The sequence below is a fragment of the Vagococcus proximus genome (genome assembly GCF_029143285.1).
Lineage (GTDB): Bacteria > Bacillota > Bacilli > Lactobacillales > Vagococcaceae > Vagococcus_D > Vagococcus_D proximus.
In genome coordinates this window covers 146,253-166,994 of sequence record NZ_JAPDSH010000002.1, presented here as the reverse complement: position 1 = coordinate 166,994, position 20,742 = coordinate 146,253, and the positions used below count along the sequence as shown (strand labels likewise).

Annotated in this window: 17 protein-coding genes and 1 tRNA gene; 4 read left to right on the top strand and 14 right to left on the bottom strand. The window is 36.4% G+C overall.

Annotated elements, in window-relative coordinates; genetic code table 11:
- Complete coding sequence (locus OL233_RS03385; RefSeq protein ID WP_275470965.1) at positions 1-939, bottom strand: YihY/virulence factor BrkB family protein; 939 nt, start codon at positions 937-939, stop codon at positions 1-3.
- A 30-nt stretch (positions 940-969) separates the two neighbouring features.
- Positions 970-1,725 (bottom strand): type I methionyl aminopeptidase, encoded by a 756-nt coding sequence (gene map / locus OL233_RS03380; protein WP_126831489.1) that lies wholly within the window; start codon positions 1,723-1,725, stop codon positions 970-972.
- Between the two features lie 185 nt (positions 1,726-1,910).
- On the opposite strand from map, the gene OL233_RS03375 reads away from it, so the two are divergent.
- Positions 1,911-2,354 (top strand): flavodoxin, encoded by a 444-nt coding sequence (locus OL233_RS03375; RefSeq protein WP_275470964.1) that lies wholly within the window; start codon positions 1,911-1,913, stop codon positions 2,352-2,354.
- Positions 2,355-2,389: 35 nt separating this feature from the next.
- Here OL233_RS03375 and OL233_RS03370 read toward each other — a convergent pair whose 3' ends face one another.
- Entirely contained in the window at positions 2,390-2,959 is a 570-nt protein-coding gene (locus OL233_RS03370) for a TetR/AcrR family transcriptional regulator (RefSeq protein ID WP_275470963.1), read from the bottom strand.
- Between the two features lie 218 nt (positions 2,960-3,177).
- On the opposite strand from OL233_RS03370, the gene OL233_RS03365 reads away from it, so the two are divergent.
- On the top strand, positions 3,178-4,416 hold the full coding sequence (locus OL233_RS03365; protein ID WP_275470962.1) for an aminopeptidase: 1,239 nt from the start codon (positions 3,178-3,180) through the stop codon (positions 4,414-4,416).
- Positions 4,417-4,927: 511 nt separating this feature from the next.
- Here the strand turns inward: OL233_RS03365 and OL233_RS03360 are convergent.
- From OL233_RS03360 to OL233_RS03315, 10 genes are all read right to left on the bottom strand, one after another.
- A tRNA-Arg gene (locus OL233_RS03360) sits at positions 4,928-5,001 on the bottom strand.
- 96 nt (positions 5,002-5,097) lie between these two features.
- The gene (locus OL233_RS03355; protein ID WP_275470961.1) at positions 5,098-6,363 is read right to left on the bottom strand and encodes a PTS sugar transporter subunit IIC; all 1,266 of its coding nucleotides are present in this window, start codon (positions 6,361-6,363) and stop codon (positions 5,098-5,100) included.
- A 19-nt stretch (positions 6,364-6,382) separates the two neighbouring features.
- On the bottom strand, positions 6,383-6,700 hold the full coding sequence (locus OL233_RS03350; protein WP_126831922.1) for a PTS lactose/cellobiose transporter subunit IIA: 318 nt from the start codon (positions 6,698-6,700) through the stop codon (positions 6,383-6,385).
- Between the two features lie 47 nt (positions 6,701-6,747).
- The gene (locus tag OL233_RS03345; protein ID WP_126831494.1) at positions 6,748-7,068 is read right to left on the bottom strand and encodes a PTS sugar transporter subunit IIB; all 321 of its coding nucleotides are present in this window, start codon (positions 7,066-7,068) and stop codon (positions 6,748-6,750) included.
- Between the two features lie 149 nt (positions 7,069-7,217).
- Positions 7,218-9,911 (bottom strand): sigma-54-dependent transcriptional regulator, encoded by a 2,694-nt coding sequence (locus tag OL233_RS03340; protein ID WP_275470960.1) that lies wholly within the window; start codon positions 9,909-9,911, stop codon positions 7,218-7,220.
- Positions 9,912-9,931: 20 nt separating this feature from the next.
- A complete protein-coding gene (locus tag OL233_RS11395; RefSeq protein WP_275470959.1) occupies positions 9,932-11,266 on the bottom strand; it encodes a DEAD/DEAH box helicase in 1,335 nt (444 codons plus the stop codon).
- A gap of 44 nt (positions 11,267-11,310) precedes the next feature.
- Positions 11,311-12,312: a Gfo/Idh/MocA family protein gene (locus OL233_RS03330; RefSeq protein ID WP_275470958.1), complete on the bottom strand. Its 1,002-nt coding sequence runs from the start codon at positions 12,310-12,312 to the stop codon at positions 11,311-11,313.
- Between the two features lie 18 nt (positions 12,313-12,330).
- A complete protein-coding gene (gene sfsA, locus OL233_RS03325) occupies positions 12,331-13,062 on the bottom strand; it encodes a DNA/RNA nuclease SfsA (protein ID WP_275470957.1) in 732 nt (243 codons plus the stop codon).
- A 134-nt stretch (positions 13,063-13,196) separates the two neighbouring features.
- Entirely contained in the window at positions 13,197-14,402 is a 1,206-nt protein-coding gene (locus OL233_RS03320) for an NAD(P)/FAD-dependent oxidoreductase (protein WP_275470956.1), read from the bottom strand.
- Positions 14,403-14,564: 162 nt separating this feature from the next.
- Positions 14,565-15,737, bottom strand: coding sequence for an MFS transporter (locus OL233_RS03315; RefSeq protein WP_275470955.1), 1,173 nt, complete (start codon positions 15,735-15,737; stop codon positions 14,565-14,567).
- A 319-nt stretch (positions 15,738-16,056) separates the two neighbouring features.
- Between OL233_RS03315 and OL233_RS03310 the strand changes: the two genes are divergently transcribed.
- Both OL233_RS03310 and manA read left to right on the top strand, forming a co-directional pair.
- Positions 16,057-17,088, top strand: a complete 1,032-nt coding sequence (locus OL233_RS03310) for a serine hydrolase domain-containing protein (protein ID WP_275470954.1) — start codon at positions 16,057-16,059, stop codon at positions 17,086-17,088.
- Positions 17,089-17,128: 40 nt separating this feature from the next.
- Positions 17,129-18,103, top strand: coding sequence for a mannose-6-phosphate isomerase, class I (gene manA, locus OL233_RS03305; RefSeq protein WP_275470953.1), 975 nt, complete (start codon positions 17,129-17,131; stop codon positions 18,101-18,103).
- 37 nt (positions 18,104-18,140) lie between these two features.
- On the opposite strand, the gene OL233_RS03300 is transcribed toward manA, so the two are convergent.
- Positions 18,141-20,210, bottom strand: coding sequence for a KUP/HAK/KT family potassium transporter (locus tag OL233_RS03300; RefSeq protein WP_275470952.1), 2,070 nt, complete (start codon positions 20,208-20,210; stop codon positions 18,141-18,143).
- Positions 20,211-20,742 lie beyond the last annotated feature (532 nt).

The window sequence follows — 20,742 nt, the reverse complement described above, 5'->3', positions numbered from 1 at the left end:
TTACTCGGAATGCTTATTTTTTATAGTGTATTTTTTACCTTGACGTGCTATTTTTCTTAATGGAACATTTAGACTACTATTGCGTGTTTCAATCGACCCACTGATAAATTCTTCAAAGACAGCATTGATTAGCCCACCTAAGATAATAACTGTCGCAGCAAAATCAAGCCACAGCATAAAGACAACGAACCCACCAATCAACCCATAACTCGTAAACCCTTTTGAAAAGTAATGCGTATACAACCCAAAGAATTGGGTCAGGATCATCCAACCGACCGAAGCAAAGATAGCTCCTGGTAAGATTGAACGTAGCCTCACTTTAGCATTTGGTAAAAAAGCATAAATAACACACATCGTTACAAACAAGACCAACAAAGTAACCGGCCATTTTAATGTTTGAAAAATATCCACTATTGATATAGGTAAATTTAAAATGGGTAAAATATAATCTAATATTCGTTGTCCAAAACTAAATAATAACGCGACAACAATAACAGAAAGTAAGAATAAGAAAATCGCTCCAAATGAAAATAACCGCGTTAAAATCATGTTGGCACGACGTTCTACTCCATATACTTTATTAAGAGTAATTTGGAGTGCATTAATACTTCGACTACTTGCCCACAATGTTGCTATCGCTGATACAGAAAGGACACCACCATTTGATACACTTAATAGCGAACGAATCGTCCCTTCTAACATCGTAAAGATACTTTCAGGAACCATCGCTGATATATAAGGGAGAACCATTTCAGGATCGAGATTTAAAAAGGGTAAAATATTACCAATTGCTATCGTTAGTGGAAATAAAGATAACAATAGGTAATACGCAATCGCAGCAGCTGAAAGACCAACCTCCGCCCCTTTAAAACGCTCTTGTATAGTTCCTATTAATTTTCGATACGTTTGATTATTGAGTATTCTTTCAACTGACTTCATAAGGCTCCTTTAATAACGTTTTGACGTCTATTATTGGTCTCCTTGAGAGGTTAAAATTTGAGGACCTTCTTTAGTAATCGCTAACGTATGCTCGTATTGACAGCTTAACCCGCCATCTAATGTACGAGCAGTCCAACCATTGTCATCCATTTTCATTTTCCAAGTTCCAGTGTTTACCATTGGTTCAATCGTGATAACCATACCTTCTTTAAGGCGTAATCCTTTACCCGCTTCACCGTAGTGAGGAACCATTGGTGCTTCGTGAATAGTTGGTCCAATGCCGTGACCAATAAAATCACGAACAACACTTAAGTTTTCAGATTCTACATAGGTTTGGATAGCATGTCCGATATCGCCAATACGGTTACCAACTTGTGCTTGTTCAATCCCTAGATATAATGCTTTTTTAGTCACTTCCATTAATTTATCAAGTTCTGGATTAGACTCACCTACAACATATGTCCAACATGAATCTGACATCGCGCCGTTAAGGTCGATACACATATCTACTTTGATTAAATCGCCGTCTTTTAGTTTTTCTTTACGAGGGAAACCATGACAGATTTCATCATTAATACTGCAACATGTTGCATACTCATATCCTTCAAACCCGATTTGTGCAGGAATTCCGCCGTGATCCACAATATACTTGTGAACAAATTTTTCAATATCCCAGCTTGTAATACCTGGTTTAATAAAGGTTCTTAATTGACGGTGAACATCTGCTAAAAGTTCTCCTGATTTATCCATTGCTTCTATTTCTCTTGCTGATTTTAATGTAATCATATTTTCTCATCCCTTCTCAATCGTTACGTTATCTTATAATGAATCGTAACTTTGCACTCTATATTTTAGCACAATGTCCGACACTAGCCAAATAACTGTGGTTACTATTTTTTTGTTTCAATAATCTTGTTTTCTGTTATAATTTTAAGTAGTATTTAAAGCTTTATAGCGAAAGGATGAATAGTATGGCATTAGCTAAAATAGTTTACGCAAGTTTAACGGGTAATACAGAAGAAATCGCTGATATCGTTGCTGAAGCGTTAGAAAATCTAGATATCGAAGTGGAACAAGAAGAGTGTTCACAAGTAGATGCTTCTGATTTTTCAGATGCTGATATTTGTATTATTGCAACTTATACATACGGAGACGGCGAGTTACCAGATGAAATCGTCGATTTTTACGAAGAATTACAAGAAGTTGATCTAAAAGGTAAGGTTTATGGTGTCGTTGGTTCAGGGGATACCTTCTACGAGCTATTCTGTCAGTCTGTTGATGATTTTGAAGCAGCATTCGAAAAGACAGGTGCAACTAAAGGAGCAACTGCAGTCAAAGTTGACCTTGCTGCCGAAGAAGATGACATCGTTAATCTAGAAGCGTTCGCTAAAGAGATTGCTGCTAAATTAAATTAATAAATAAAAAAAACGCCTAATGGCGTTTTTTTTATTTATAGTAGAACTTTCTCACCAGACTCTGATAACCGATTTTCTACCATCGCTTCTAAAAGAGAAACCACTTTGGCATTTTCGAGGTTAATCGAACCATTAAGTCTCATCGTAGCGACACCCATAGTAAGTAACAACGTACTTGAAAATAAAGTTTCTTTCACCTCACCGCTTATCTCTCTATATTTTTGAGAGTCATCAATGTGTGACAATACTATTTTTCGACAAAAACGTTTTAAATCTTCTCCAATTTTATCTTCTCTTAAAAATAACGCTTGAAATATTTTGCCTTCATCTTTAGCAAAATTTAAAAATTTAAGATTAGCAGCTATCAAAGGATCAGTATGATCAACAGCTATTTCATCAATACGTTTGATTATCTTTTCAAAGTGTCCTAAAACAGCAGCATGAAGCTCGTCCATATTTTTAAATTCTAAATAAATAGGTTGAGTCGAACAATTTAATTTGTCGGCTATCTTACGCGAAGAAAACCCTTTCGGTCCCTTGGTTATCAGTTGCATGAATCCGGCCTCAATAATATCTGATCGTGTCACCATTTTTTTTCTAGGCATTTTCTTTTCCTCTCTTTTGATAATTCCTAACCCCAACACTTCTCTTATTTCTGTTATTGTATCATTCAATTGTTCGTCTTAAAACCTTGATATAACAGACTTTTTACTTTTTTTCGGACTATTTTAGAACATTAAAATACAAAGAGTATTTAATTAGTGATTTCAAATTATATATGGTATTATATTCTTTAACTAATTGATATTCAGGAGGAATAGTTATGACTAAAAATACATTTCAAGAAAAATTAGAAGCTTACGCAAAACTGATTGTAAAAACAGGTGTAAACGTTCAAAAGAGCCACTCTGTTGTTTTATTAATTGATGTCGAACAAGTTGACCTTGCTCGTTTAATTACCAAAGAAGCTTATGCTAATGGTGCTAAAAACGTCATGGTTCAATGGCGTGACGATGTTATTCAGAAAGAATTCTTCTTACACGCTGATGAATCATTATTAACAGACATTCCAGATTATAAAGTTGCAGAAATGGATGCCTGGGTTGCCGCTGGTGCTAGCCGTATTAGTGTTGTTTCTCAAAATCCAGATGCCTTAGCTGGTACTGATCCAGAACGTGTTGCAACTTACCAAGCCGCGTCAGGAAAAGCTATGGGTGCTTTACGCCAAGCTTCTCAAGCGAATAAAATCAGTTGGACTGTTGTTGCGGCAGCTGGTCGCGACTGGGCTGCTAAAGTGTTCCCTGACTTAACAACAAACGACGAGCAAGTAGAAGCTCTTTGGAATGCTATCTTCAAAGCGACTCGCATTGACCAAGAAGACCCAATCAAAGCATGGGAAGAACATGATGCTCTATTGAATAAAAAAGCAGCTGAATTAAATGCTGAACAATTTGATTCATTACACTATACAGCACCAGGCACTGACCTAGTTATCGGATTACCTAAAAACCACAGCTGGGAAGGTGCTGGAAGCTACAACGTACGCGGTGAAAAATTCATGGCTAATATGCCAACTGAAGAAGTCTTCACTGCTCCTGACCGCAACCGTGTTGATGGAACAGTCGTTAGTACAAAACCTTTAAGCTATGCTGGTACGACCATTACAGGCATGTCATTCACATTTAAAGATGGCGCGGTTGTTGATTGCTCTGCTGAACAAGGTGAAGATGTCCTTAAAAAATTAGTGGCCACTGACGAAGGTTCTAAACGTCTAGGTGAAGTCGCTCTTGTTCCAGATCCTTCTCCTATTTCACAATCAGGTATTACATTCTACAATACTTTATTTGATGAGAATGCTTCAAACCATGTTGCATTAGGTTCAGCTTATGCCTTCAACTTACAAGGTGGAACTGAAATGACAAATGATGAGTTACTTGAAGCTGGCCTTAATCGTAGCACAACCCACGTTGACTTTATGATTGGCTCAGATAAAATGAACATCGACGGCATCCGTGCCGACGGTTCTCGAGTTCCATTATTTAGAAATGGTGACTGGGCTTAATAATAGGTATAAAAAAGAAGCGCCTCAAAAGAGGCGCTTCTTTTTTATATGTAAACCAGCATTAGTCTCACCTTTTTACGGGTTCTAAAATCTGCTCTTTAAAACTTCAGCCAGTCCTTTTTGCTTTTCTGCATAGGGCTGGCTTCCAGTTTTTTTGAGCATAACGATTTTAGTCTCACCTTTTTACGGGTTCTAATGGTTGCTTCTTTGTAACTTCAGATGCTCTCTTTGGGCTTGTTCCCAAGAGTCTCTTCCAGTTCCTTTGAAGCAGGTCACCATTAGTCTCACCTTTTTCTCGGGTTCTAAAATCTGCTCTTTAAAACTTCAGCCAGTCCTTTTTGCTTTTCTGCATAGGGCTGGCTTCCAGTTTTTTTGAGCATAACGATTTTAGTCTCACCTTTTTACGGGTTCTAATGGTTGCTTCTTTGTAACTTCAGATACTCTCTTTGGGCTTGTTCCTAAGAGTCTCTTCCAGTTCCTTTGAAGCAGGTCACCATTAGTCTCCCCTTTACGTTTCTGACTGGAATCGAACCAGCGGCCTATCGCTTAGGAGGCGATTGCTCTATCCTACTGAGCTACAGAAACATTAACATACTTATTTTCTCACTTATCATTTTGATTGTCTAGGAATTTGACTAAAAAAAGAAGCCAAATAAATTTGGCTTCTTTTACTAATTAGTATTAAACTGCTTCTTTTTTCATTTCTTGAATTGTCGCCATTTTGATAAATGGAACATAGATAATTACTGAAATAACTAAGTTTACTGCTGATAATACTCCACCTGATAGGCTATTTGTTGCTAAGATACCGCCAATTACTGGTGGTGTTACCCATGGTGGCATTCCTGTAGCTGCTGGGACCATACCCATTGATGTTGCAAAGTACGCTACTGTTACTAATACCATTGGTGTTATGATGTACGGAATGAATAAGATTGGATTCAATACGATCGGTAAACCAAATGTTAGAGGTTCATTGATGTTGAATAAACTTGGAGCAGCTCCTAATTTACCTACAACTGAGAATTGTTTATGTTTTTTACCAACTAAGAAAATCGCGATAACTAAACCTAAAGTAGCACCTGTACCACCTAAGTTTACGAATGCATCAAAGAATGGTTTGTTAACGATATATGGTAATTCTTTTCCTGCTTCTAACGCTTTGATATTCGCTTCAATAGAAGGCGCATTGATAGATTGCATTAAAGGCTCTAACATATTGGCACCGTGTAAACCGAAGAACCATAAGAACGGTGTTAAGAATGCTAATAATAAAGCTGATGGATAAGAGCTAGATAATTTCATGAATGGTTCTTGTACCGCTGCATAGAATGATGCTACTACGTCCATAATACCGAATGCCATGAAGAATGTATTAATTAAACCGAATAAAGAAATAGTAATCATTGCTGGCATTAGAGCTGCAAATGAGTTTGCTACTGCTGGTGGAACACCATCAGGCATTTTGATAACTAATTTATCATTTCCTGCTAATTTACAGAATAATTCAGCTGAGATTAATCCAACGATAAGTGCAATAAATAATCCATTTGAAGACATACCTGTAGCCCCACCAAAAGCAAAGAATGCTCCTAATGATGTCGTACCAGCTGATATCCCATTTTTGCCATATGAGTTAGCTAAGTTATAAGCTACTAAGAAAGCAATCAACACTGATAGTATTGCAAATGTACCATTCCATACATTTCCACCAAACTTAGTCCAGATGTAAACACCATCTTCAACTTGTTTTGAGAAAATTGAGTTCATAAAGTTTTGAACTGCAGGAATCGGTAAGTTGTTAATTAATACTGCGAAAGCCCCTAAAATCATTAAAGGCATCGTAACTACGAATGAATCTCTGATTGCTACCAAGTGACGTTGTGCTCCAATTTTTGAAGCTACTGGGATGAATTTTGCATCCATAAAGGCAATAAATTTGTCCATCTCATCTTCCCCCTAAAAATTATTTTTCATCAATTTTTTTGTGTAAATCAATTAACTCCTTAGCTATATCTGTAAATGCAATAGCTGTCATTAAATGATCTTGGCTATGAACAGTTAATAATGTCACTGTCATATGATCGCCTTGTGCTTCTTTAGTTAAAAGTCCTGTTTGAGCATGATGCGCTTCTACTAATGACGCTTCTGCACTTTTAATTTTTTCAGCTGCTTCATCGAAGTTTCCTTCTTTTGCTGCTTGAATCGCTTCCATTGCATCGCTTTTTGCATTACCTGCATTGACGATAAGTCCCATGATTGATTCTAAGTTTGCTTCATCCATTTGTTTTCCTCTTTTCATACTCATAAATTAATTTATCTCCTTAGTCCTTATTCACCGATTAAAGTTAACGCTTGTTTTAATACATTTTCACCGTTCATCATACCGTAATCTTTCATATCGATTACCGCTGAAGGGATATTCATTGGTGCTAATTTTTCTTCGAATTGTTTTTGCATAAAACGAACTTGAGGGCCTAATAATAAAACGTTAACATCTTTATTCGCTAAGTGTGAATCTGCATCTGATGCTGATACTGCGAAGATATCTGATTCAATTCCTTGAGCTTCTGCTGCCGCTTCCATTTTTGTTACTAATAAACTAGTACTCATACCTGCTGAACATACTAACATAATTGTTTTTTTTGACATATCTATCGTCTCCCTTATTTGTATTTTACACTTATATATAAAGCAAAAACCGTGCCAACTTTTATTGGCACGGTTTTTGTTGATATAACACGCTTTTTGAACATACAATATAACGTTTACACTAAAGATTATATCCTTACACACTACGATTAGTGTGTATCTACAAAATTTTGATCAATTTTATTCTCAATCATCATTTGTGTTAAATAAGCCACTTCACTCTCTGGTAATTCAACATTATATTGCTTTTCTAGAGGCATTAGATTAGAACGAACTGTCTTCATCTCCATACGATGACTTGCTTTAAATTCATCAAGCTCTTTAAACTGTCTCGCAGCTTGTCCATTATTAAGCGCCTCTACTAAAAACGCCAAATGAATCAGCACACCCGCATCAACACCCGGTTCAACGACAATTTGTAAATCTGTCTGCATTTGATGAACGATTTTTTGCAGCATCATTAATAATACCGATACCGATGGAACACTTTTAATCGTCCCTTCCAATGAGGATACCATTTGTTCCATTGGTACTTCATCCGCTACGATTCGCTTAAACACGTTTAATTTTTCATTACTAAAGATATCAAACGCTGAAAAGAACGGGATATTTTGATAATCTATCTCTACCGTTCCTACAATCGCTAATATCTCATACTGCTCGATTAATTCATCGATATGCTTTTTAAACGACTCTTTTTCTAAAAATTGCAATTGAATAATTTCTATCACATCTGTATTAACTACTGGAAGCACACGTTCGTAAAGTTTCTTAGACACACCTTCACCTGTGAAACAAGTAACGATAACAGCTTTATCTAGTTTACGCTTGGGTTTAAATTGATTCCTAACAATACTCTCTAATGATAGTTGAATATTTTGATAGATATCCTTTAAACTTCTACCGATACTTGCTGTTCTTACCGCTTCAAGAACAATCATTGTACTGACCATTGAAATAGCTTTCGTTCTAACACCGGTCTCTTCATAAATCATATCCCCAAAGGTATTTAGTGATCCCATATCTGTTAAAAGCAGCATCCCACTTTCCATCTCTTCACGATTTTCTAAGACATATGTTTTGAGTGCATCATACATCTCTTGCACTTCCATTGTAAGTGGCATATTAAAGGCTTTACCTGTATCGGTTCCAAGTAACTCTTGAACAGCTTCTAACATACTGCTTGCGGTGGATTTTCCATGCATCAAAACAACTACTGACACTTTACTTTCAGCTTTTTCTACAGTCTCACTAATATCAAGCGATAAGAACATTGTGATAAATCCTATTTCGTCAAATGGTATTTCAATCTCATATTCTTCTTCTATTAAAGAGGATATATCTAGTGCAACTTGAAATTCTTTTTTATAATTGATTCTAATTTCATTAAGGTTAGGATGAACAATACTTCTATTTTTTTCAATCCGTTCCAACGTCCCTTGAAGATGAAGTGCAAATGTAAAACGAGCTTTTTGATTGTAACTTCTATCCAATCGCTCTTCTGCCAAATCATACACTTTGTTAGTTAAATCCCACATTTTATCAGAAATCAATTCCCTATGAACATCGCTTCTCGTCAATTCATCCACATAGGTTTCAAAATACTTATCGACATCTGTTTCAATCAGTTCTGCCAAATCGGTATTTTCCAAATCAACCGATGTCATACTGGATACACGCTCTTCAATCTCGTTATATACTGTCATATCTCTCGCTGGATCAAGTGACCAAACCACTTCTTTCATACCAGGATCAAAAGTTAAATAACGGTTATTTTTATCTACAAATCGCTCTACTTTCTCAGGTGCTTCTTTGACTTTAAGAAGGCCTTTTTGAACATGTAATGGCAGTTCTTGCTGATTAATTTGAAGATAGTCTTTCTGATTGGTACGGCTATATAGAAAGGCTTTTGCACAGACAAGTTTCAAGTCGCGCTTCACCTGTCCGATATTTCCTTCTGCATAATAGAGCATATAAGCTAAAATCGCATCACGCTCGACAATAATACGACGATTCAATCGGTTCGCTTCTTCTTTAATAAAGCGCGTTACAATTTCATAACGTTCATCAATCGTACGCTCTGTTAAGGAAGGTAACGTAATCGACATCGGAATACGTCGATTAAAGGTACTTAAAAAGGTACTTGAAGATTCTGTCGTTGCCCCAATAATCTGAACACTGGCTTCATGACTCTTACTACTCTCACCAAGAGGTCGGTAGACACCTTTATCAATAAAGGTAAAAAGCATCTCTTGCCCTTCTGGTGGTAAGCGGTGTATCTCATCTAAGAACAAAATTCCACCATTTGCTTTAGACATTAACCCTTCACGGTCCTCTGTCGCACCAGTGTAGGCTCCTTTCTTCACACCAAATATATGCGCAAAAAGAAGTTGCGGATTTTGAGCATAGTCAGCACAGTTAAACGAAATAAACGGTGCTGTTTTAGGAAGTGTTTCAGAGCTAATTGCAAATCGATACATGCATTCTGCAAAAAGTGATTTCCCTGTTCCTGTTTGGCCAAATATAGTCGTATGTAGTCCTCTAGGTGGGTAAAGAATCGCGGCTTTCGCTTGTTGGATAACGACCTTTAATGATTCCTCAGCCCCTACCAATGTGTCAAAGCTAACTTCAAAAGACTCTTGCTCTATCTCCTCAGCTGTCGAAATAGAAAATACCACAGGACGTCCAGTTGATCTTGCTACTCGTCCTTCTTTTGACAATTCATTTAAATACCTACTGACATTTGTTCGATCTAGTGCCATTAAATCTGCCACTGAGGCAGCTGTTAAGCCTGTTGGATTTTCCTCCAATATCGTCATAATCTGTTCTTTTCTATTCGACATCTGTCCCACCCTTTAGTTCATTATTTCTCGGACTTTTTACGAGCCCCTTTGTTCTTATCATTCTTTTTATTTTTAGATTTAGTTTTTTTCTTAGCTGATTTCTTTTCAGCAGGTGTTTTAATTTTTTTATAACGTTTCACTTCGCCATCGCCTTTAGGCTTTCTAGCTGGTTTCTCTGATGTTCCTGTTTCACCATCAGCCCCCACCGTTTCGCCATCCATTACGACACGTTTTTCTTGTGTCACGATTTGGCTACTGTGAACTGTTTTTTCTGATAATGGCCATTCTTTTTGCTTCGCTATTTTCTTAAGGTCACGAATAGAGTAATCATCAACAAGTGATAAGATATGTCCATCATGCCCCATACGACCTGTACGACCTGAGCGGTGAACGTAGCTTTCCAATGTATACGGTACGTCATAATGAATAACATACGGTAAAGCATCGAAATCTAACCCACGAGCAGCGATATCTGTCGTTAATAGTAAGTTTAATTTATTATCCGCAAAAGCAGATAACGCTAAACGACGTTCCATTTTATTTTGGTCTGATGCTAACGTCGCATTTGCTACACCTAAAAACTCTAATTTTTCTGACACAAAGCCCATCTCTTGCACTTCGTTAAAGAAGACAATGGCCTTAAATCCTTTGATATGTGACAATTTACGTAAGACTTCCACACGTTTTCTTGGCGGCGTCACAATATAGCCATGTTCAACCGTTCCAGCTGATTGATCTTCATCCGTTACGTCTAGTATTGTCATCTCGCGTTTATTTAACTCACCTAACTTCTCTTCAATCGCTACAGCCGTTGCAGAGACACAGACTAACTGCGCGTCACGGTCTAATGATTTCAAGATAGTTGCTGAGGCATTTAACTCACTTGTTTCAATTAATTGATCCACTTCATCTAAGACAAGTGTTTTTAGTAAATGTGCTTTCACTTTTTTACCTTTGATCAACTCAATCACACGACCGGGTGTCCCTACTAGGATTTCTGGTTTCGTTTTTAGTTTTTCAATTTGGCGTTTCACGTTGGCGCCACCTACAAGTGCTTGTGAGTTTAAGCCTAGTAAATCAGCCCATTCTTTCGTCACACTCGCTACTTGAACCGCTAGTTCTTGAGAAGGCAGTAAAATCAATAATTGATTGCCTGCTCCCTTTTCAATCGTTTGTAGTAACGGTAATAAATACGCTAATGTTTTTCCTGAACCTGTCGGAGATACCCCTACTAAGTTTTCTCCTGCTAACAACGGCTCATATGCTTTTTCTTGAATGGGTGAAGCTGATGTAAATCCTAATTTCCCCCACTGCGCTTGCCACACTTCTGGTAATTTCTCTACTAATGTCGTCACTCTTTTTCCCTCATATTCTTTATCAGTTTCTAAACTAATTGATTTTATTTTTTATCGGCTTTAAAGTAAATGCCTTCTTGTTTACGTAACGTTTCCATGATGTCATGTACAGTCAGCGCCACTTCACACCACTTGCTGTAATTTTCTTTTGACTCTTCTGATGTTGGGTTATTAATAACAGTTGCAAAGTCTACGGCTTCTTCAATCATCGGATTGTCTAAACTTGTACATGAAACTTTTTCCACGTTACCTTTTTGATCAATAACAGAAATGTCATCTATGCTGTTAATCGCATTTAAACTAATGGTTTGAGTTGGTGTGTAGATTTCTGTTGGTAAGAAACTATTGCCAATCTTCCCTGTCATCATATTTACATCAAAGTTTTCATAACGTAAAACCATTGTGCCAATACCATCAACACCTGTTCTAATTTTTCTAGCAAAGTAATGAACAGATTCAGGCTTACCAAACCACGCCACTGATGCATACAGTACATACACACCTAAATCCATTAAAGCTCCTCCTGAAAAATCAAGTGAAAAGATATTCGGCTCTTCACCTGCAAGAACAGCGTCATAACGTGATGAATATTTCATAAAGCTAATATTCGCCCCAATCACATCATCTTCACAGGCACTTAATAACTCTGATACTTTTTTAAAGCTGTCTTCATGAATATTACGGGCTGCTTCAAAAATAAAACGGTCATTTTCACTCGCAATAGCTAATAGGTGTTGCCACTCAGCTAACGTTGATACAGCTGGTTTTTCAACAATAACGTGTTTCCCCGCTTCTAAACTTGCTTTGGCTTGTTCAAAGTGCAAGCTATTTGGCGACGCAATATAAACCACGTCAATAGCCTCCGCCTTATAAAAATCTTCTAAACTATCGGTTACACCCTCACACGAAAAATCAGCTGCAAATGACTGAGCTGTTTCTAATTTTCTAGAGTAAACCAATGCTAAGCGGTACTCTTTTGATGCTTCTGCCGCTTCAATAAATTGTTTTGTAATCCAGTTTGTACCAATAATTCCTAAATTCAACATATCTATTCTCTCCCCTATTTAAGCCAGTGCTTCAACAAAATCATGTGCTAAATCCACTGGTATACTTTCTTTTAGTACGATTGTTTCTGGCGTAACTTTGCAATTATAGGCTAAAACTTCAAGACCTTTTTTAGACCCTTCTTCAATCGCCTGTTGTAATTTTGGTTGACGCTCTTCGTGAATCGTTGCCAACTCAACCTCTTCTAACTGAATAATAAATAACACCGCAGTTAGGTAGCCTTCCGCTCTTGCTGTACTTAATTCAGTCACATGCTTTAGAGCTCTTTCACTTGGTGCATCTGGAAAAGCAGCTTTTTTATTGTGTTCTAAGGTCATCCCTTTGACTTCAACAAAGACTTTCTCATCTTGGTCAGTTGTTACACAAATATCAAACCTCGATGCTCCGTATGTTACTTCACGTCTGACTTCAGTGATATTTCCTTTTAAAAATGGCAGAACAATCTCACCAGATTGAATTCCTTCTGCTGCAAGTTGATTGGGAACTTGACTGTCGATGTTAATCCAATTGCCTTTTTTCTCAACAGCTACTAAGTCATAATCAGTCTTTCGTGTCGGCGATGCTTGATAGCTAAGAGAGACAGTAACACCTGGAATTAACAATTCTTTACAACGTCCTGTATTCTTTACATGAACCCGAACTTCTTCTCCAGACTCCAGCAAACACCTTGCTATGAAACGATTATCTCGATTAATTAATGTTGCAACTTGAACATTTGGATAACAGACCATCTTAACGCCTCCACTTCTAACTATGTCTATTTATTATACACTATTTAGGAGGTTGATTGATACTATCAGAGTCTTCCAGACTAAAATAAAAAACCTTGAATCCAAAGAGATTCAAGGTTTTAATAGTTAAATTCTTAGTGGTAGAAATCAAAACGACCTTTTTTAAGTAATACTGAAGGTGTTCCTGTTTGTAATAATGATTTGTCTACAATTCCTTTTTTCATAACAGAGGCGATGTAGCCTTTGAAATCTTTGTTCATTGTATGACCGATACCATCATTGTTACCTAATGACGCAACAGTACCTGCTGATTTGAATTCAAATCCTTTTGGTTCTGTTCCGGCAAATTTGTTAGCCATCGCTTCAACGACAAAGTCCGCTTGAACTAAGGCGATTTGAGCTGTAGTTGGGTAAGGACGACCTGATGCTTCATCCATAACCGCACTAACGTCACCAATCATGAAGACGTTTGGTTGGCCTTTAACAGTTAAGTCAGGTTCTACCATTACGCGACCACGACGTTCTTCAAAGCCTGATGCTCCGACAACACTGCTGCCACGTACACCTGTAGTCCAGATAATTGTACTTGCTTCGATTTCTTTTAATTCACCATCTTGTTCGTAAACAACTGATGATTCTTTGATTTCTTTAATTGGTGTTCCTACGATAAATTCAACCCCACGTTTTTCTAATACGTCGATACCGTATGATGCTAATTTTTCTGAGAACATTGGTAATAATTTTGGCATTGCTTCAATACATGTTACTTTCACTTTATCCATTGGGAAATCAAATTTATCCGCTAATTTTGGTAAACGGTTTGAAATTTCACCTAAGTATTCGATACTTGTGAAACCAGCACCACAAACTACAATACTTAAATCTTTAGGATCTTTTGATACTTTATAATTTTGTAGGTTTTTATCTAATTGTGCTTTAGCTGCTTCAGCTGTTTTAATATCAACTAATGGCCATCCGAATTCATCAACACCTGGGATACCAAATGATTCTGATTCGAAACCTAAGGCAACAACTAAGTAATCATAGCTTACTTTTTCGCCTTCTTTTAATGATACTTCTTGAGCGTCATGGTTAATCGTAACAACTTCGTCTTGAATAAAATTAACTTTTGATTCATCAATAACATCTTTGATTTCAAAGCTAATTTTTTTAGCTGGCTCAGTACCGGCTGCAACTTCATGTAATTGAGTGGCTTCATAGTGATATGAATTTTTGTTAATTAATGTGATATCAGCGTCTAGACCTTTCTTTTGTAAGCCTTTTACCGTTCTAAGGCCTGCATAGCCTGCTCCCAAGACAACAATTTTCTTTTTAGTCATGTTTTTTATTCCTCCGTTTTTTATTACCTTCGCACATTCCATGCTAATTGTAATTATTCTCATCTCTAATTAAACCACTTTTTTCGCCAAATAGGAAATTATCTGTTTGTAAATCTAATTAATTTTTTAGAAATAAAAAAACACGCCTAAACGTGTTTTAAATTAACTCATTTTTACTTTAGTCTTAGTGTTCCAAATCATTGTTAACATGAAGGTAATTGTCAAGATAACAACCACAACATAGTACGGATAATGCGAGTTAACATCTAATAATGTCCCAGATAAAATAGGCCCTACAATATTCCCAACACTTGTCAGTGCGGAGTTAATTCCACTAACTGATCCTTGATTTTCACCCGCATGTTTAGATAAAAATGTTGTAATAGCAGGTCTAATTAAATCAAACGCTAAAAAGATGACGAATGTACTAATCAAGACACCCCAATAGCCTTTAGCAAAGACAATCGCTAGTACGAAAACAGCACTGACAGCTAAACATAAACGAATTAAACCAATCTCACCAATTTTACGAACAATTGCATCAAAGAAGACAATTTGAACAATTAAAGCAAGAACACCACTAACAGTGATAACAACCGCAATATCTCTTACTGAAAAACCGTAATTGATATCTACATAGATACTATAAATAGACTCAAATGCCGCTAACCCAAACGCATTAATCAAAATAATAAAGAATGGGAATGTTAACGCTGGCGTTAAAATAACTTCTTTTAAACTTGCCTTTGGACCGTCTTCTGTCACTGTTTCAATACGTTTTGGTTCTTTAAGCATAACTAACGCAAATAAGAATCCTACTAAACCTAAAATACCGGCTACATAAAACGGTAAACGCATAGAGATATCACCTAAGAATCCACCGATTCCAGGTCCAATAATAAAACCTCCACTAATTGCTCCTGATACCCAGCCCATTGCTTTTGGTCGTTCTTCTAATGTCGTAATATCTGCCACAAAAGCCATGACTGAAGGGAAGATTAACGCCGCACTAAGACCACCTAAAACCCTTGAAACATACAGTGCTGGTACAGTTGTCCCCATACCAAATAAAAATTCTGATAATGAAAAGATAATCATACCTATAACAATCATCCGTTTACGACCAAATAAATCTGATAAACGTCCTGCTACTGGTGAACAAATTAATTGTGACATCGCATAGGCTGCGGTTAAATAACCCATTGTTTGCCCACTTAAATGCATCTCGCTTTTAAATGTTGGCATTACTGGTATAACTAACCCAATCCCTACGAATACTAAGAAGAGATTACCAATAACAATCAACATCATTTTTTGTGTTTCTTTATTTTTCATATTTTTCCTCCAATCTGATACCTATAGCGGCCTATTTCATTACTTTTACCTATATTTTTAACTTAAAAATATTTAGAAAAAGGGCCCTCATATGCACGAGGGTCCTTTGATATAATCGCTAGGGTTATCACCTGTTTTTCCTAATACTATCACAGGAAATTTAGGACGGCAATATACAATCTGACGAATTTTTTCATAACAATTTTTTAGTCGGATTTCTAAAGAAAGGTTGTGTCACATTTCACTATAAAATCACGCTTTTATACTGATTTATTTGCTATACTTAATCAAGAAACCTATATCTGAAAGGAGCTAACTTATGTATCCTAATACAACACAAACCATTCTTTCTCAATTAAAATCTGGTGTATTTTCAGGTGCTAACTTCGCCTTTGTTGAAGGTAACACAATTGAGACACACTCTTATGGTCACGCCTCACTTTTACCTAACCCTGATGCAATGTTTGACACAACACTCTTTGATGTTGCCTCACTTACTAAAGTAATCGGCACAAACAGTGTTATTTTAAAATTAATTGAGGACGGACAACTTGATATTGATTTACCACTCGCTTTTTATTTGCCTGATTTTCAAGATAAAAAAGTAACTAGTCGACACTTGCTAACGCACACATCTGATATCAATCCTTTCATAAAAGATCGTGACACTCTGAACAAAGAAGAGTTACGAGCAGCGCTTTTACTTTTAAACTCAGGACCTCATATCGGAGCAAAAGTAGCCTACACAGATACCGGAACGCTCTTACTTGGCTTTTTAATTGAAAAATTATATAACAAACCTGTACAACACGTTATAGAGGAGGAAGTTTTACGTCCGCTTCAACTTAATCAAAGTACTTTTAAACCTGACCTGTCCGATTCTATCGCCGCTACAGAAAATCATCCTAAACGAGGTGTTATTCGCGGCACTGTCCATGACCCTAAAGCTTTTGTCTTAGGTGAGAATTGCGGTAGTGCAGGATTATTCTCTACATTAGATGACTGTATTACTTTCTGTCAGATGGTGCTTAACTATGGGCAATTACCAGATGGCAGTCACTATTTCCAAAAAGAAACCATCCAAAACTTATTACAAGACTGGACTCCTAGTGGGACACTAAACCGTTCATTAGGTTGGGATTTAAAAACGACTGTCGATACAAAACGACCTCTACTTTTCCATACAGGTTATACTGGTACTTTTTTACTTATTGATCCAAAAGAAAAAAGCGCCTTTATCTTTTTATCAAATCGGGTTCATCCTATTGACAATAGAGTGGACTATATAGAGAAAAGAGATCACATATTAGAGGAATATTTAAACGAGAAAGCCACACTAACAAAAATCTGATATAATAATTAAGATATTATTACTAAGGAGGACTTTATTCATGGAACAACCATTATTTTTAACACCTGTACTACAAGAAAAAATCTGGGGTGGTGAAAAATTAAACACCGTTTTCGGTTACGATTTACCAAGTGACAAAACAGGCGAATGTTGGGCAGTAAGTGCACATCCAAATGGTACCTGTACAGTTGAAAATGGCCCTTATAAAGGTCAACGTTTAGATACACTTTGGGCAGAACACCGTGAGCTATTTGGTAATGCTAAAGGTGATGTCTTCCCACTTCTTACTAAAATTTTAGATGCTGCAGATGATTTATCTGTACAAGTTCACCCAGACGATGCTTATGGCATGAAACACGAAGGTGAACTAGGAAAAACTGAGTGTTGGTATGTTATTGCTGCCGATGAAGGTGCTGAAATTATCTATGGTCACCACGCTAAATCTAAAGAAGAATTAGAAGCGATGATTAAAGAAGGCCGTTGGGATGATTTATTACGCCGAGTTAAAGTAAAAGCTGGCGACTTCTTCCATGTTCCAAGTGGTACTATTCATGCTATTGGAGCTGGCATCATGATTTTAGAAACACAACAAAGTAGTGACACAACTTACCGCGTATACGATTATGACCGCAAAGGCGATGATGGTAAACCAAGAGAATTACACATCCAACAATCTGTTGATGTGACAACTATTCCTCACGTTGACCCAACTCTTTCTATTAAAGAAACATCTTTCGGAGATTCTAGCATTACAGAATACGTTAAAACACCATTCTTCAACGTTTACGAATGGAAAGTGTCAGGCATGCTTGATTTTAAACAAAATTCTCTTTACACAATTGTTAGTGTTATTGAAGGTGCTGGTAACATCGTTATTATTGACGACGCTACTAAAGAAGAAGAAAGTTACGAGATTTCTAAAGGAACTCACTTTATTTTACCTTACACGATTAAAAACTGGCGTATTGAAGGCGATCTACAAATCATCGCTTCAGAACCTGGTGAAGAAGCATAATAAAAAAAGAACTTCCTTATTATAGGAAGTTCTTTTTTTATACTTCAGTTAATTCATCCTCATCTTCATCATCTTCAGATGAAAAATCATCAACTTGCACTTGATTCAATTGGTCACACTGTAAATGTTGATTATAACTTGGGATATTTAACGGCACGCTTTCGTTAATAACGTCGCTAAACTGTAACCCAAACCAACGTGCAGGTGATGTTGTGATTGATTTAATTCCCAATTTTGCTTGCATAATCATGCGTTCAAAATTAGTTAAATCAGATTTACGAGATAATTCTTCTTTAATAAGAACAAAACAGAAATCTCCTACTTCACGACCTGGGTAGATTGTATATTTTTGAGGCTGTTTTGGTAATTTTCCTTGTTCCATCAAATCATGAACAATTCGTCTTAAGTATAGATTCACATCTTGATTCACACGGAAACCTAAACGTAATTGAATATTTACGATATGATCTGTCCCCATCATATCTACGTGATATTCTTTCGTAAATGGTTCATCAGTAACAAATACATTTACAAACCAATACACTTTTGCTCTCTTCGGTTTTTTATCTAAAATTGAATAAAGAATCTCACGACCAATTTTATGACCTTTTAAGTTGTTCGTTAAGAAAACAACGTTTGTTTGATAAAGTTGAATACTTTCATCATGACTTAAATCACTTAATTGTTGTGTATAGTCACAAAGCGAAACACGTTCGTTGTGACGCTCTTGAATCATCGATCCTTTTTCCCAGATGACCATAACTAGTAAAATTGCAAGAGCAATAAATACTGCTACGAATCCACCGTGGAAAAACTTAGTCGCACTTGAAATAAAGAAGATTGTTTCAATTGCTCCAAAGAACAAGAAAATAGCAAATGACATAATTTTTGGTATTTTGTTGCGTTGTAATAAATAGAATAACAGTAGAACTGTTGTCATTAACATTGTAACCGTAATCGCTAATCCATATGCCGCTTCCATTTTGGCTGATGTTTTAAATAATAAAACAATCATAATACACGTTACGAATAAAATGGTATTCACAACAGGGATGTATAGCTGCCCTTTATGGTTAGATGGGTAAATAATTCTAAAACGTGGTAATAATTTTAATTTAACAGCTTCTGATACTAATGTGTATGACCCTGAAATCAAGGCTTGTGAGGCAATAACCGCTGCTAAGGTAGCAAAGATAACACCAAAAACTGATAAGCTAGCAGGCATCATACGGAAGAATGGATTTAACATATCCACACTTTGATAATATGTACTGTCTTTAATAGATAAAATCCAAGCTGCTTGTCCAAAGTAATTACATAACAAGCAAATTTTGATATATGGCCAGCTGCCTAAGATATTTTTACGACCGACATGCCCCATATCTGAATAAAGAGCTTCAGCCCCTGTTGTTGCTAAGAAAACACTTCCTAAGATAAACAAACCGGCTTTATTTTCCGGGCTAAATAGCAACTCAATCGCATAGTATGGGTTAAGAGCTCTTAACACGGTCATATTACCTAAGAAGTTATAAATACCAACTCCCCCGATAAATGTGAACCACCCTAACATAACCGGGCCAAATGCTTTTCCTACTTTTTCCGTTCCAAAGCGTTGAATCATAAATAACACACAAATAATAGCAATCGTAATAACTATAATAACATTTTGGTTATTTCCAAAAACGTTATAAAATGACGGTATACCTCTCAGACCCTCAATAGCTGTCGTAATTGTGACAGCAGGTGTTAACACACCATCTGCAAGTAGTGCGGCCCCACCTATCATCGCGGGAATAATCAGATAACGACTACATTTTCTAACCAGTGTATATAATGAAAAAATCCCACCTTCACCGTGGTTATCGGCTTTGAGTGCTATCATTACATACTTAACAGTGGTCAGTAGGGTAAGCGTCCAAACAATCAACGAAACCGCTCCAATAATAAAATCCTCTGACACTTTAGCTAAACCACCATTGCCTTCGATTATGGCCTTCATTACATACAGCGGACTTGTTCCAATATCCCCGTACACAACCCCCATTGCCACCAAGGCACCACCAATTTTAAACTTGTCTAATTGATGGTTTTGTTTTTCTTTTTTCATTATTTTCCTCCTGAGGACCAAATTACTGCCATAAAAATGGACTTGCATATTGAGCATTCACCCAATACACAAGTCTCGCTATTTCATCTTAGACCAGCACGCCTACACGTACTAACTGTTGATCTAAAAACACATCAATTTCGTTCTTTTGAAACAACGCCTAATCATTGATATGTCAGCTACTCCCCTATGTTTTTTTACATTATTAAATTACTGATGTAGCTCATTATATTCCTTTAAAACTAAAAGTCAATCACGATTTTTAAAGTTTTTTTTTCAAATACCTTACCGGACATATTTTTATATAAAATACAATAAATTAACCTTGATAATACAGTGTTTTAATCTTTTTTTATATCTTTCTGTCAAAAAAAGAATTAGATTTTTATTTTTCTATCAAAAAATAACACTAAAATATAAATTGAAATATCTTTGAAATTAAAACGCTATCTCTATAGAAGAACCCTTGTATTTACTTCTAATCATGATAAAATTAGCTATACTTATATTTGTAATAAGGGAAGTTTTTTAA